The sequence below is a fragment of the Actinomadura sp. 3N508 genome (assembly GCF_044326375.1).
Taxonomy (GTDB): domain Bacteria; phylum Actinomycetota; class Actinomycetes; order Streptosporangiales; family Streptosporangiaceae; genus Spirillospora.
Genome location: NZ_JBIRAX010000011.1, coordinates 253127 through 266711, shown reverse-complemented (window position 1 = coordinate 266711; position 13585 = coordinate 253127). Strand labels below are relative to the sequence as shown.

16 protein-coding genes are annotated in these 13585 nt (G+C 72.3%); 9 read left to right on the top strand and 7 right to left on the bottom strand.

Going from position 1 to position 13585, the window contains the following annotated elements:
* The first annotated feature begins 155 nt into the window (after positions 1–155).
* Positions 156–1211 (top strand): tryptophan--tRNA ligase, encoded by a 1056-nt coding sequence (gene trpS, locus ACH34S_RS33455; RefSeq protein ID WP_395956869.1) that lies wholly within the window; start codon positions 156–158, stop codon positions 1209–1211.
* Positions 1212–1216: 5 nt separating this feature from the next.
* On the opposite strand, the gene ACH34S_RS33450 is transcribed toward trpS, so the two are convergent.
* Both ACH34S_RS33450 and ACH34S_RS33445 read right to left on the bottom strand, forming a co-directional pair.
* A complete protein-coding gene (locus tag ACH34S_RS33450; protein ID WP_395956868.1) occupies positions 1217–1834 on the bottom strand; it encodes a TetR/AcrR family transcriptional regulator in 618 nt (205 codons plus the stop codon).
* Between the two features lie 34 nt (positions 1835–1868).
* On the bottom strand, positions 1869–2690 hold the full coding sequence (locus tag ACH34S_RS33445; RefSeq protein WP_395956866.1) for a class I SAM-dependent methyltransferase: 822 nt from the start codon (positions 2688–2690) through the stop codon (positions 1869–1871).
* Positions 2691–2803: 113 nt separating this feature from the next.
* Here ACH34S_RS33445 and ACH34S_RS33440 point away from each other — a divergent pair, with 113 nt between their 5' ends.
* Both ACH34S_RS33440 and ACH34S_RS33435 read left to right on the top strand, forming a co-directional pair.
* Positions 2804–3442 carry a TetR/AcrR family transcriptional regulator gene (locus ACH34S_RS33440; protein ID WP_395956865.1) on the top strand — a complete coding sequence of 213 codons (639 nt, stop codon included), beginning with the start codon at positions 2804–2806 and terminating at the stop codon, positions 3440–3442.
* On the top strand, positions 3432–4541 hold the full coding sequence (locus tag ACH34S_RS33435; RefSeq protein WP_395956864.1) for a winged helix DNA-binding domain-containing protein: 1110 nt from the start codon (positions 3432–3434) through the stop codon (positions 4539–4541). The genes ACH34S_RS33440 and ACH34S_RS33435 overlap by 11 nt, the downstream gene beginning before the upstream one ends.
* Before the next feature lie 12 nt (positions 4542–4553).
* On the opposite strand, the gene ACH34S_RS33430 is transcribed toward ACH34S_RS33435, so the two are convergent.
* Positions 4554–5042, bottom strand: a complete 489-nt coding sequence (locus ACH34S_RS33430; protein WP_395956863.1) for a MarR family winged helix-turn-helix transcriptional regulator — start codon at positions 5040–5042, stop codon at positions 4554–4556.
* 91 nt (positions 5043–5133) lie between these two features.
* Here ACH34S_RS33430 and ACH34S_RS33425 point away from each other — a divergent pair, with 91 nt between their 5' ends.
* Positions 5134–5907: a dioxygenase gene (locus ACH34S_RS33425; protein WP_395956862.1), complete on the top strand. Its 774-nt coding sequence runs from the start codon at positions 5134–5136 to the stop codon at positions 5905–5907.
* 40 nt (positions 5908–5947) lie between these two features.
* On the opposite strand, the gene ACH34S_RS33420 is transcribed toward ACH34S_RS33425, so the two are convergent.
* Positions 5948–6922 carry an NAD-dependent epimerase/dehydratase family protein gene (locus ACH34S_RS33420; protein WP_395956861.1) on the bottom strand — a complete coding sequence of 325 codons (975 nt, stop codon included), beginning with the start codon at positions 6920–6922 and terminating at the stop codon, positions 5948–5950.
* 261 nt (positions 6923–7183) lie between these two features.
* On the opposite strand from ACH34S_RS33420, the gene ACH34S_RS33415 reads away from it, so the two are divergent.
* On the top strand, positions 7184–7696 hold the full coding sequence (locus ACH34S_RS33415) for an O-acetyl-ADP-ribose deacetylase (RefSeq protein WP_395956859.1): 513 nt from the start codon (positions 7184–7186) through the stop codon (positions 7694–7696).
* 18 nt (positions 7697–7714) lie between these two features.
* Here the strand turns inward: ACH34S_RS33415 and ACH34S_RS33410 are convergent, their stop codons facing one another.
* The gene (locus ACH34S_RS33410) at positions 7715–8182 is read right to left on the bottom strand and encodes a universal stress protein (protein ID WP_395956857.1); all 468 of its coding nucleotides are present in this window, start codon (positions 8180–8182) and stop codon (positions 7715–7717) included.
* A gap of 47 nt (positions 8183–8229) precedes the next feature.
* On the bottom strand, positions 8230–9018 hold the full coding sequence (locus tag ACH34S_RS33405) for a TIGR03084 family metal-binding protein (protein ID WP_395956856.1): 789 nt from the start codon (positions 9016–9018) through the stop codon (positions 8230–8232).
* A gap of 129 nt (positions 9019–9147) precedes the next feature.
* Between ACH34S_RS33405 and ACH34S_RS33400 the strand changes: the two genes are divergently transcribed.
* Positions 9148–9963, top strand: coding sequence for a class I SAM-dependent methyltransferase (locus ACH34S_RS33400; RefSeq protein ID WP_395956855.1), 816 nt, complete (start codon positions 9148–9150; stop codon positions 9961–9963).
* Here the strand turns inward: ACH34S_RS33400 and ACH34S_RS33395 are convergent, their stop codons facing one another.
* Positions 9964–10722, bottom strand: coding sequence for an SDR family NAD(P)-dependent oxidoreductase (locus ACH34S_RS33395; protein WP_395956854.1), 759 nt, complete (start codon positions 10720–10722; stop codon positions 9964–9966).
* A 145-nt stretch (positions 10723–10867) separates the two neighbouring features.
* Between ACH34S_RS33395 and ACH34S_RS33390 the strand changes: the two genes are divergently transcribed.
* Genes ACH34S_RS33390 through ACH34S_RS33380 form a run of 3 tightly spaced genes read left to right on the top strand, consistent with a single transcriptional unit; the run spans position 10868 to position 13568 of the window.
* Positions 10868–12238, top strand: a complete 1371-nt coding sequence (locus ACH34S_RS33390) for a glycosyltransferase (RefSeq protein ID WP_395956852.1) — start codon at positions 10868–10870, stop codon at positions 12236–12238.
* Entirely contained in the window at positions 12235–12741 is a 507-nt protein-coding gene (locus tag ACH34S_RS33385) for a YbjN domain-containing protein (RefSeq protein ID WP_395956851.1), read from the top strand. The genes ACH34S_RS33390 and ACH34S_RS33385 overlap by 4 nt, the downstream gene beginning before the upstream one ends.
* 20 nt (positions 12742–12761) lie before the next feature.
* Positions 12762–13568 (top strand): phosphoglyceromutase, encoded by an 807-nt coding sequence (locus ACH34S_RS33380; protein WP_395956850.1) that lies wholly within the window; start codon positions 12762–12764, stop codon positions 13566–13568.
* Positions 13569–13585 lie beyond the last annotated feature (17 nt).

Here is a 13585-nt window from a genome sequence, read left to right as displayed (position 1 = left end):
GACGGCATGAACCGCAGCGCGTTTCAGGGCTGGTGGCCGTCCTAGGACGGCCGACCCTCACGCACGCCATCGGGCCGTCCACCGGACGGCCCTTTCTCTTCCTCGGTGACGCGGCCGCTCCGGCGGGACGGCCCCATCGATCGAGGAGAGAACCCATGGAAACCACCCCCGATGGCGGCGGTCTGCGCGCCGCCGAGGAGCGGAGCCGGGAGCTTGAGCAGCGCATCGCCGCCGAGCCCGGCGCGTTCCGGATCCTGACCGGCGACCGTCCGACCGGGCCGCTGCATCTCGGCCACTACTTCGGCACGCTCGCGAACCGGGTACGGCTCCAGCGGGCCGGTGTTGAGCTGTTCGTGCTGGTCGCGGACTATCAGGTCCTGACCGACCGGGACGTCGCCGACCACCTGGACGAGTACGTCGAGGGCCTGGTCGCCGACTATCTCGCGGCGGGGATCGACCCGTCCACGGCGACGATCTTCCGGCACAGCGCCGTGCCCGCGCTGAACCAGCTCATGCTGCCGTTCCTGTCGCTGGTGTCGATCGCCGAGCTGAACCGCAACCCGACCGTGAAGGACGAGATCGCGTCGTCGCGGCAGGCGTCGGTCAGCGGGCTGATGTTCACCTATCCCGTCCACCAGGCCGCCGACATCCTGTTCTGCAAGGCCAACCTCGTCCCGGTCGGCAAGGACCAGCTCCCCCACCAGGAGATCACCCGGACGATCGCGCGGCGCTTCAACGAGCGCTACGCGCCGGTGTTCCCCGTCCCGGACGCGCTGCTGTCCGCCGCGCCGAGCCTTCTCGGCACGGACGGCCAGAAGATGAGCAAGAGCCGCGGCAACGCCATCGCCCTGTCCGCCGGGCCGGACGAGACCGCCCGGCTGATCAGGCGCGCGGTGACCGACGACGACCGGCACATCACCTACGAGCCCGAGACGCGTCCGCAGGTGTCCACGCTGGTGCAGATCGCCGCGCTGTGTCAGGGCCGGGATCCGCATGCCGTCGCCGCCGAGATCGGCGATGGGGGCGCCGCCGCGCTCAAGAAGGTCGTGACCGACTCCGTCAACGAGTTCCTACGCCCGATCCGCGACCGCCGCGCCGAACTCACCGCCGACCCGGCGTATCTGCGCCGCGTCCTCGGTGCGGGCGAGGAGCGCGCCAACGAGATCGCGAATCGCACTCTGGAGGAGGTCAGGGCCGCCATGGCCTCCTAGCGTCGTCAACGCGGGGCCAGGCCTTGCAGGACGGCTGTCACCAGATCGTCCACGACGTCCACGGAGAACTCCCGCGCGATGCCCCGGCCCTGGAACAGGACCGACAGCACCGACTCGTGGCAGGCTCCGACGATCATGGAGGTGGCGGCGTCGACCCGGGCGCCGGTGGCGAGGCGGCCGAGGTCGCGTTCGGCGCGCAGGTAGGCGGCGAGGCGGCGGTTCCAGTCCTCCTCGCCGCCGCTGAGCTCGGCGAACCTGGCGAGGACGTCCGGCTGGGCGAGCAGCCCGGCGAGGGCGGGCAGCAGCGCGTTGTGCACGATCAGCCCGTGCCGGACGTAGGCGCGCAGGTTCTCCTCGACCGTCCCGGTGCCGGGCTCGGGCAGCGGGCCGAGCCCGGCGCCGGCCGACTCCGCGCGGGCGCGCAGCGCGTGCGCCAGCAGTTCCTCCTTGCCGGCGAAGTGGTTGTAGAGCACGCCGTCGGCGACCCCGGCCGCGCGGGCGATCTCCCGGACGGTCGGCACCGCCGCGCCGCGCTCGGCGAGCATCCGCTCGGCGGTGGCGATCAGGTGCTGGCGCAGGGTGCGGTCTCCGGCGCGCAGCGCGGCCGCTTTTCGGGGTGACATCACCCCGAATCGTAATGAGAGCGCTCGGCCTGTCTCATCGGCGCGCCGTGACGAGCCAGGCCGCGCCGCGCATGCGGACGGCGCCGTCCCGCTCGAAGGGGCGTATCGCCTCCTCCAGCAGGTCGGCGACCTCGTCTCCCTCGCCGTAGTTGTAGCGGATCGGGCCCCAGCCGGCGTAGAACTCCGCCACGTCGCGGGCGTCCCGTCCCAGGATCTGCTCGGCCTCGACGTGGCGGCAGGAGACGTCGGTGAATCCGGCCGCCGTCAGGATCTCGCCGACCCGGTCGGGATCGGACAGCGACAGCGGGCCGTGGTCCCCGGACGCGGGCGCGCCGCGGGCGGGCAGCGAGGCGAGCGCCCCGAGGACGGCTCCGAGGTCGGTGTCGCCGAGCGGCGTCATCGACACGAACGCCAGCCGCCCGCCCTCGCGCAGCGCCCTCCGGACGTTGGCGAACGCGGCGACCTGGTCGGCGAAGAACATGACCCCGAACCGGCTGATCGCCGCGTCGAAGGCGCCCTCGGCGAACGGGTACACCTGCACGTCGCCCCGCTCGAACGTCACGTTCTGGACGTCCTCCTCCGCGGCGAGGGAGCGGGCGCGGGCGAGCATCGGCTCCGACAGGTCCACGCCGGTCGCGCCGCCGAGCCGGGCGCGGCGCGCGGCGAGCCGGGTGAGCTGCCCGTTCCCGCAGCCGAGGTCGAGGACGCGGTCGTGCGGGCCGATCGCGGCCTCGTCCAGCAAGGGCTCGTTGAACACGCTGTTCCCGGCGTCGTACCGGTCGTGGTGGTCGGCCCAGTGCCGCCCCTCGTAGCCGTTCCACGCCTCCGCCTGATGGACGTTGACGATCTCCACCATCGATCCCCCTAGGGTTGTGAACGCTTGTTCATGAACGTACGTTCATAACGGGGTCGCCGTCAAGGCCGGCGGGGAGGATAGAACGGAATTGTTCGTTCCCTTAGAGTGGAGGCATGGAGACCACGGCATCGGCGCCCATGAGCGGGCGCAAAGCACAGGCGGCACGCAACGACGAGCTGATCCGGGAGGCGGCGCGGACGGTGTTCACCGCCGACCCCGGCGCGCCGATCTCGGCCGTCGCCGAGCATGCCGGGGTCGGGATCAGCGCGCTGTACCGCCGCTACAAGAGCAAGGAGGACCTGCTCCAGAAGCTCGCCGACGACGGCATGGACCGCTACCTCGCCCAGGTGCAGGCCGCGCTGGACGACGACGGCGACCCCTGGGACGCGTTCGCCGGATTCATGCGCCGCTGCCTCGACATCGGCGCCGGGTCGCTCACCATGCGGCTCGCGGGCAGCTTCGAGGTCACCGAGGAGATGAGCCGCAAGGGGCAGGCGATCCACCTCGCGACGAAGCGGCTGCTGGAGCGGACGCAGGAGGCAGGCGCGCTGCGTCCCGAGATCGAGGTCGGCGACATTTCCGTCATGCTGGAGTACCTGCACGCCATCCGGATCGGCGACGATGATCGCATGAACCGGCTACAGCACCGCTATCTGGCGCTCATGCTCGACGCCCTGCACCTGACCGGCAAGGAGGAGCTCCCGGGCCCTCCTCCCACCTGGCAGGAGCTTCGGGGGCGCTATGACGGCTGAGCACCGGCCGGTACTCGGGCGGCGGGCGCTGAACCGGGCGTTGCTCGCCCGGCAGCTGCTGCTTGAGCGGCACGCGATGCCCGCGCTGGACGCGATCGAGCACCTCGTCGGCATGCAGTCGCAGGCACCGAACCCGCCGTACATCGGGCTGTGGAGCCGCCTCGCGGACTTCGACTTCGGCGAGGTCGGCGAGCTGATGACCACCCGGCGCGCGCTCCGGATCGTCCTGATGCGCGGGACGCTGCACCTGGTCAGCGCCCGCGACGCCCGCGCGCTGCGGCCGCACACGCAGGCCGTCCTGGACAACCACCTGAAGTCCAGGGCCTCGGAACTGGACGGCATCGACCTCGACGCGGTCGTCGCCGAGGCGCGGCGGCTGCTGTCGGACGAGCCGCGCACCGACAAGGAGCTGCGGGCGCTGCTGGCCGAGCGGTGGCCGGACGACGACGTCGCGCTGCTCGGCTGGGCCGTCCGGCTGCGGCTGCCGCTCGTCCAGGTCCCGCCGCGCGGCATCTGGGGCGCGTCGGGCATGGCCCGGCACACGACGCTCGACACCTGGCTGGACGGCGACGCCTCGCCCGCCCCTTCCCTGGACGATCTCGTGCTGCGCTATCTGGGCGCGTTCGGGCCGGCGAGCGTCCAGGACGTGCAGCACTGGTCGGGCCTGACCCGGCTCGGCGAGGTCGTCGAGCGGCTGGCCCCCCGGCTGGTCGCCTTCCAGGACGAGAACGGCCGCACGCTCTACGACCTGCCCGATGCGCCGCGTCCCGGTCCGGACGTCCCGGCGCCGGTGCGGTTCGTCCCGGACTTCGACAACCTGCTGCTCTCCCACGCCGACCGGGCCCGGATCATCACCGAGGAGCACCGCAGGCGGGTCTTCACGGTCAACGGCATCATCCGGGCGACGTTCCTGGTGGACGGGTTCGTCCACGGCATGTGGAAGATCGAGAAGAAGCGCGGCGAGGCGGTGCTGCGGATCGATCCGTTCGATCCCGTCCCGGAGCGGGAGCGCGCGGCGCTGGAGGAGGAGGGCCTGCGGCTGCTCGCCGCCGGGCATCCGGAGGCGAAGACGCACCGCGTGGAGTTCGCCGGCCCCTAGCTCGCGCGGCGGTCAGCCCTCGCCACGGGCGCAGGGCGCCTCCTGGTTCGGGTCGAGGGACGCGAGCAGCGCGTGCAGCGTCTCGCGGAACTCGAGCATCTGCTCGCGGGTCAGCGGGTCGAACAGATGGCGCCTGACCTCGGCGACATGGCCGGGGGCGGCCTTGTCGAGGATGGCGTAGCCCTCGTCGGTGAGCTCGGCGACGGTGGTGCGGCGGTCGGCGCCCTTCTTGATCCGCCGCACCCAGCCCGCCTCCTCCAGCCGGTTGACGGCATGCGAGAGGCGGCTCGGCGACGAGTGGACGATCTCGGCCAGCTCGGTCATGGTGCGGGCGCGGCCCGGCGACTCCGACAGCATCGCCAAGATCATGTAGTAGGTGTGCGGCATGCCGGAGTCGCGCTGGAGCTGGCGGTCGAGGGCCTCGTTGAGCAGGCGCGACGTCCACAGGAAGGCGCGCCAGGTCTCCTGCTCGTCGGCGTCGAGCCATCGTGTGTCCGTCATACCGGACATGCTACCCAAATGATTGAACCCTCAAGACTTGAACTTTCAACTATGATTCACTATGGTTCAAATGTGAATTAAGGGGGGCGGAATGTCCAGGATGCCGGTGCTCTATCTCAGCCACGGGGCCCCGCCCCTCGCCGACGACCCCGTCTGGACGGCCGAACTCGCGCGCTGGGCGGCGAAACTACCGGAGCCGGCGTCGATCCTGATCGTGTCGGCGCACTGGGAAGAGGCGCCGCTGAGCATCGGCACCACCCGCAGGGCGCCGCTGCTCTACGACTTCTGGGGCTTCCCGGAGCGCTACTACCGCGTCCGGTACGACGCGCCCGGCGCCCCCGAACTGGCCGCTGACGTGACCAAACTCATTCCCGGCGTGCACCGCGACGAGACCCGCGGCCTCGACCACGGCGCCTACGTGCCGCTCGTGGAGATGTATCCGGACGCCGGCGTCCCCGTGCTGCAGATGTCGATGCCGACGCTGGAGCCCGCGCGGCTCTTCGAGGTCGGGCGGGCCCTCGCGCCGCTGCGCGACCAGGGCGTCCTCATCATCGGGAGCGGTTTCACGACGCACAACCTGCGCGAGATGCCGGGTGGCGCGGACGACGCGCCGCCCGCCTGGTCGGCGGAGTTCGACGCGTGGACCGACCAGGCCGTGCGGGGCGGCGACGTCGACGCTCTCCTCGACTTCCGCGCCAAGGCCCCGGCGGCCGATATCGCCCACCCGCGGACGGAGCACTTCGCGCCGCTCTTCATGGCGCTCGGCGCGGGTGTGGAAAGTCACACCGGCGATGCGTCGCAACGGCGATCCGTCATCGACGGCTACTGGTTCGGGCTCGCGAAGCGGTCGTTCCAGTTCGGTTGACGGTTGTCACGTTCCGTCCTGAAGCATCCGGTTCGTCGGGTCAGCTCGTCCGGGCGGTGCCGTTCATGCGCGAACCGTCGCCCTTCGCGCCGTCGCCCTTCCCGTCGGCCTTCGCGCTGTCCGGCCGCGGGCCGTCCGAGCTCGGGGCGTCCGGCTTCGGGGCGGAGCCGTTCGGGCCGGCGCCCTTCTGGGAGAAGCCGGTACGCCAGGACGCGACCTGCGGCTTCCAGCCGAGGCCGAGCGCCTTCGCGTTCGACACCGGACGGCCCATCGGAGCCGCGTGCTTCCCGGCGTTGCCCGGGTCGGGCGCGCCGATCGCCGCGCTGTAGACCGGCAGCCAGTCGGCCGTGGTCGCGGGCTCGTCGTCCACGACGTTGACCGCGCCGGCGGGCCATTCGAGCGCCGCGAGCGCGGCCGACGCCGCGTCGTCGGCGTGCACGAACGACGTCCACGACGGCGCCGGGCGCATGGTGCCCGCGCGCACCCGCTCGGCGATCGCGCCGTCCGGCGCGTACCAGGTGCCGGGCCCGTACAGGGCGCCGTACCGCAGCACCACGCCGCGCGGCATCTCGGCGACCGCCGCCTCCAGCGCAGCGACGCCCTCGTAGGGCGGCAGCGACGCGTCCAGCGGGTCGGTCTCGACGGCCGGGGCGGCGCCGGGGACGTACAGCCACGCGATGCTCTGCGCGATCATCGTCTCGACGCCGGCGGCCTTCGCGGCGTCGACCAGGTTCCGGGTGCCCTCGATGCGCAGATGCGAGTTGGCGGAGAAGTCTTCATCGCTGAGATCGGTGAGCTGGTGGATCACCGCGTCCGGACGCTCGGCGGCGACGACCTCGCGCACGGCGGCGGCGTCGAGCATGTCCACGACCACGGGCTTGGCGCCGAGGTCGCGGAGCACATCGGCGCGCTCGGATCGGCGTGTCGTCCCTGCGACCTCGTGGCCCGCCTGGACGAGCAGCGGGATCAGCCGGCGACCGACGACTCCGGTCGCTCCGGCGAGGAGAATCTTCAAGGGGGTACCTCCACGACTTGCACGCCTTTGTGGTCGTCTCGACGGCAGGATAGGTAGTCGGTCATCTGGCGGTCACGCCCGGCCCTCCCGTTCGGGCGCCCCCCACGGCATCAGCCGGACGAATCGGACGGGCGTCCCACCCCAGTAGTCCCGTCCGCCATGAGCGTACCGCCGGGAAGCAACCGAACGCGTTTCGCGCACGGCGCGGGGGAGAATTCTTCTCTTCTGACGGGTTCCGGCCACAGCAGAGGAACGGCGGACATGAAGATCACTCTCGTCCGGGGCGATATCACCGAGCAGAACGTGGACGCGGTCGTGAACGCGGCCAATTCCTCCCTCCTCGGCGGCGGCGGGGTGGACGGCGCGATCCACCGCAAGGGCGGCCCGGAGATCCTGGACGACTGCCGCAGGCTGCGCGCGGCCCAGTACGGCGGCGGGCTCCCGACCGGGCAGGCCGTCGCGACGACCGCCGGGCGGCTGCCCGCGCAATGGGTGATCCACACCGTCGGCCCCGTCTACTCGGCCGCCGAAGACCGCTCCGACCAGCTCGCCTCCTGCTACCGGGAGTCGCTGCGGGTGGCGGACGAGCTGGGCGTCGAGTCGATCGCCTTCCCCGCGGTGTCGGCGGGCATCTACGGCTGGCCCATGGACGACGCGGCCCGCATCGCCGTCGGCACGGTCCGCTCGACGCCGAGCAAGGTGACCGACGCGCGGTTCGTCCTCTTCACGCCGGACGCCTACGCCGCGTTCGAACGCGCCATCGGCACGCCCTGACGGCAGGGCCCTGCTCGGTCAGTCCTGCTCCTTCGGCGGCGGGACGACGAGGACCGGGCGGCCTGCGTGACGAAGAACACTGGTCGAGACGCTCCCCAGGATCACCGACCGGGCTCGCCCGAGGCCCCGGGAACCGGTGACGAGGAGGGACGCGTCCAGCTGGTCGGCGACGTCCACGATGGTGGCCCAGACGGGTCCGGCGCCGCGTTCGGTGCGGGTGGTCACCTCCGCCAGCCCGCCGGCGGCCGCGAGGTCGGCGCCCTGCCGAGCGAGACGCTCGGCCTGCCGCTCCTCCTCGAACTTCTCGCCGGGCCCGGGGTCACCGGCCAGCGGCGTCGCCGCCGCCAGCGGCGCCCAGGCGACCTGCATCAGCAGCGGCTCCCACACCGTCATGACCACGGCCGGTTCCGGTCTGACCAGGCGGGCGGCGTACCCGACCGCGGCCCGCGCGTCGTCGGACCCGTCATAGGCGATGAGAATCGTCATACCCGGAGACATGTCCGTGATCGGGCCGCCTGAACGTGACCGGGCACTCAGGGGTTCGCCGGCGCGCGGCCGGGGCCGGGCGGTCCGGCGAAGGCCTGCGCCACGTCCAGCCAGCGGTCGGCGTCCGTGCCGACGGCGGTGAGCGCCAGGTCGTCGCGGTGCCGCCGCTGCGTCGCCAGCAGGCAGAAGTCGAGCGCGGGGCCGGTGACGGACTGCGCCGCGTCCGCCGGGCCCCACGTCCACTCCTCGCCGCCCGGCCCCTCCAGGACGACGTGGAACGCGTCGGCCGGGGGTTCCAGGCCGCGGTTGCGGAACGCGAAGTCGCGCGCCCGGACGCCGATGTGCGCGACGTGCCGGAGGCGGTGCGTGGGCGTCCGCCGTACACCGAGGGCGTCGGCGACGTCCTCGCCGTGCGCCCACGTCTCCATGAGCCGCGCCGTCGCCATCGACGCCACGCTCATCGGCGGCCCGAACCACGGGATCGGGTGCCTAGACGGGACGGTCGCGAGCGCGGCGGCCATGCGGTGCCGTCCGTCGCGCCAGCGGGCCAGGAGGCGGGCGGGATCCTCGGCCGCGCCCTCCCGGGCCCCGGCCTCGACGTAGTCGTCCGGGGCGGCCAGGGCCTGCTCGACGAGCTTCGCGAACGCGGCGGGGTCGGTGGCGGCGACGGTGGCCTGCGCGTCCGTCCAGGCGAGGTGGGCGATCTGGTGGGCGATCGTCCACCCTTCGGCCGGGGTCGCGTCCGCCCAGCGCGCGGCGGGCAGCGGCGCGACCAGGGCGTCGAGGGAGGCGCCCTCGGCGGCCAGGTCGGCGAGGAGGGCCTGCATATCGGGCATTCCGCCAGGATCCACCGTCCCACCGGGCCCCGTACAGACCCGAACAGAATTTCGTTCAGCCGCCGGGCCCAGCGGAAGATGGCGTACCGGGCATCGCGGTCGACGCGGAAGAATTGGCCGGTGCCCCCCATGCAGCGGCCGCGGGGGGAGGTGACCCGCGGCACGACCGCCCCCAACCGGCTGCGCCGCGTGGACCGCTGGATCGCCGCCACCCAGCGCGGTCCGCTGCGGTCCGGCCCGCGCCCGCTGGCCGTCGACCTCGGGTACGGCGCGTCGCCGGTCACGACGGTCGAGCTCTACACCCGGCTGCGCGCCGTGTCGCCGCGCCTGGAGGTCGTCGGCATCGAGATCGACCCCGGCCGGGTGGCCGCCGGGCTCGCCCTCCTCGCCCGGACGGGCCCGCTCGACGGGCTGTCGTTCCGGCGCGGCGGTTTCGAGCTGCCGGTTCCGCGGCCGCCCGTCCTGATCAGGGCGTTCAACGTGCTGCGGCAGTACGACGAAGCGGCGGCCTGGCGGGCCTGGGACGAGCTGACCGCGCGCCTCGACCCGTCCGGCGGCGTCCTCGTCGAGGGGACGTGCGACGAGATCGGCCGCCGCGCGGTCTGGGCGACGCTCACCCGGGACGGCCCGCAGACGATCACCTTCGCGGCCCATCTGCCGACCCTGGAACGCCCGTCCGACCTGGCCGAACGGCTGCCGAAGACGCTGATCCACCGGAACGTGCCGGGCGAGCCCGTGCACGCGCTGCTGACCGCGTTCGATCGCTGCTGGGCGACGGCGGCCCCGCATTCCGCGTTCGGCCCGCGCGCCCGCTGGGTGGCGGCGGTCGCCCTCCTCGCCCGGACGCATCCCGTCCTCACCCGTCCGCCCCACGGGGGCAGGAACCGGTGGCGGCTCGGCGAGGTCACCCTTCCCTGGACGGCGGTCGCCCCCGCCACCCGGTGACTATTCGCGGTGCAGCTTGTGGGGCGCGGCCTGCACGCGCGGCTGGACGTCGATCCGGTCGATGTTCACATGCGACGGACGCGTCACCGCCCACGCGACGCAGTCGGCCACGTCGTCGGCCACCAGGGGCTCTGGGACGCCCTCGTACGGCTTGGCGGCCTTCTCCTCGTCCCCGTGGAACCGGACCAGCGAGAACTCCTCCGTCTTCACCAGCCCTGGCGCGATCTCGGTGACGCGGACGGGCTCGGCGACCAGTTCGAGCCGCAGCACGTCGTTGACCGCGTAGGCGGCGAACTTGGCCGCGTTGTACCCGCCGCCGCCCTCGTACGGGACGTGCCCCGCCAGCGAGGTGATGTTGACGACATGGCCGTCGCCGCTCTCGATCAGCTTGGGCAGCAGCGCCTGCGTCACGCGGACGAGCCCGAGCACGTTGCTCTCGTACATCGCCCGCCACTCGTCCAGATCGGCGGTCGCGACGGTGTCGAGGCCGAGGGCGCCGCCGGCGTTGTTGACCAGCACGTGGCAGCCGTTGACGGCCTCGGCGAGCGCGTCCACCGATTCCTGGGAGGTCACGTCCAGGGTGACGGGCGCGATCTTCGCGGCGCCCGGCACGCGCTCGGCGATCTCCTTGGCGAGGGCGTCCAGCCGGTCCCGGCGCCGCGCGGCGAGCACGACGTTGAACCCCTCCGCCGCCAGGCGCCTGGCCGTGGCCGCTCCGATCCCGCTGCTCGCTCCGGTCACTACCGCGGTCTTGCGCATGTCCCCAGCCTTCCAGGTACCGGCGCAAGAGGGGGCGGGGGGCCGCCGGTGAAGTCCGTCACCGTGGCGAGAAGTCACGATCGTCACCCATGTTGAGGGAACAGGTAACGCGGTCGATAGGTTGCACTACCGGAGGTGGTGTCCGGTGTCGCGTCGTATCAACCGAGTTGCGACGGTCAGTGTTCATACTTCCCCCCTCGACCAGCCGGGTACGGGCGACGCGGGCGGCATGAACGTCTACATCGTCGAGGTGGCCAAGCGCCTGGCCGCCAGGGGCGTCGAGGTGGACATCTTCACCCGCGCCACGTGCCGCGCCATGCCGCCCGTCGTGGAGCTGGCCCCCGGCGTGCTCGTCCGCAACGTGATCGCCGGGCCGTTCGAGGAGCTGGACAAGACGGAGCTCCCCCGGCACGTGTGCGGCTTCACGTCCGGCATCCTGCGCGCCGAAGCGGCCCACGAGCCCGGCCACTACGACCTCCTGCACACCCATTACTGGCTTTCGGGTCAGGCCGGATGGGCGGCGAAGCAGCGGTGGGGCGTCCCGCTCGTCCACTCCATGCACACCATGGCGAAGGTGAAGAACGCCGCGCTGGCGGACGGCGACAAGCCCGAACCGGCCGAGCGGGTGCTGGGCGAGGAGCAGGTCGTGGCGTCGTCGGACCAGCTCGTCGCCAACACCGCCGAGGAGGCCCGCCAGCTCGTGGACCTGTACGGCGCCGACCCGTCGCGCGTCGCGACCGTCAGCCCCGGCGTGGACCTGTCGCTGTTCCACCCCGAGCCGGCCGTGGACCACGGCACCGGGCTGGCCCACGGCGCGAGCATCGCGCACAGCACCGGCCTCCTCCCGCACCGCACGGGCTCGGCCCGTCGCCGCCTCGGGCTTCCCCGCGAGGCGTACGTGCTGCTGTTCGTCGGCCGCATCCAGCCGCTCAAGGCCCCCGACGTCCTGCTGCGCGCCGTCGCCCGCATGCTCGCGGACGACCCGTCCCTGCGCCGCGAGCTCGTCGTCGCCGTCGTGGGCGGGCCCAGCGGATCCGGGCTGTGCCGTCCCGAGGGGCTGCAGAACCTGGCCGCCGACCTCGGCATCTCCGACGTCATGCGGTTCGAGCCCCCGAGCCCGCAGGCAGAGCTCGCCGACTGGTACCGCGCCGCGGACGTGACCGTCGTCCCGTCCCACAGCGAGTCGTTCGGGCTCGTCGCCGTCGAGTCCCAGGCCTGCGGGACGCCCGTCGTCGCGTCCCGCGTGGGCGGTCTCCGCACCGCGGTCAACGACGGCGAGTCCGGCGTCCTGATCTCCGGGCACGATCCCGCCGACTACGCCGCCGTCCTGCGCCGCCTGCGCGCCGCCCCCGGCCTCCACGCCCGCCTGGCCCGCGGCGCCGTCCGCCACGCGCACACCTTCGGCTGGGACGCCACCGTCGACAACCTGCTGGAGGTGTATACCGGAGCCGTGGACATCCGCACCGCGCCCGTCCCCGCCGCCGTCGCCCACCGCGCCGCCGAGGTCACCGCATGAGCGCCCCCGACCCGGTCGACGTCATCAGGAAGACCCTGCGGGCCACCGGCCTGGAGTTCGACGAGCCCCGCCCGAACGCGTTCTTCGTCAAGCTCCCCGGCCAGCACAAGCTCGCCACCATGACCTGGCTGATCGTCGGCGAGCACAGCCTGCACGTCGAGGCGTTCTTCTGCCGCCGTCCCGACGAGAACCACGCCGACTTCTACCGCTTCCTCCTGGAGAAGAACGGCCGCATGTACGGGGTCGCGTTCGCGCTGGACGACGTCGGCGACGTCCACCTGGTCGGCAGGGTCGCCCTCGACTCCATCTCCCCCGACGAGATCGACCGCCTCCTCGGCTGCGTCCTGACCTACTCCGACGAGAACTTCGACAAGGCGCTGGAACGCGGGTTCAAATCGTCCATCCAGCGTGAATGGGACTGGCGCGTCAAGCGCGGCGAGAGCCTCGCCAACCTCCAGGCCTTCGCCTCCTTCGCCGACCCGGCCAACCGCGATTCCGCCTGACGCCGCTAGGCTCTGGTCCCATGGCGACCCTGGTATTGCTCAGGCATGGCGAAAGCGTCTGGAACGCGGAAGGACTGTTCACCGGATGGGTGGACGTCGACCTGTCCGCGAAGGGCGAAAGCGAGGCGACCAAGGGCGGCGACCTGCTGCTGGACGCCGACATCACCCCCGACGTGCTGCACACCTCCCTGCTGAAGCGAGCCATCCGCACCGCCAACATCGCCCTGGACGTCGCCGATCTGCTCTGGATCCCCGTCCGCCGTTCCTGGCGCCTCAACGAGCGCCACTACGGCGCCCTCCAGGGCAAGAACAAGGCGCAGACGCGTGAGGAATTCGGCGAGCAGCAATTCATGACCTGGCGCCGTTCCTACGACACCCCGCCGCCGCCCATCAAGGACGACGACCCCCTCTCCCAGGTCAACGACCTCCGCTACGCCGAACTCCCGTCCGAGCTCATTCCCCGGACGGAATGCCTCGCCGACGTCGTCGACCGCATGCTCCCGTACTGGTACGACGCGATCGTCCCCGACCTGGCCGCCGGGAAGACCGTCCTCGTCGCCGCGCACGGCAACTCCCTCCGCGGCCTCGTCAAGCACCTGGACGACGTCTCCGACGAGCAGATCGTCGGCCTGAACATCCCCACCGGCATCCCTCTCGTCTACGAGCTGGACGACGACTTCGCCCCTCTCAAGCGCGGTGGCGACTACCTCGACCCGGCCGCCGCCAAGGCCGCCATAGAGGCCGTGCGAAACCAGGGCGCAGCCCCCGCGGCCCCCACACCGCCCCTCCCGAAGCCCCCGGAAAAGAAGAAGGGCCGCAAAAAGTAGCCCCACCCTTACCGATC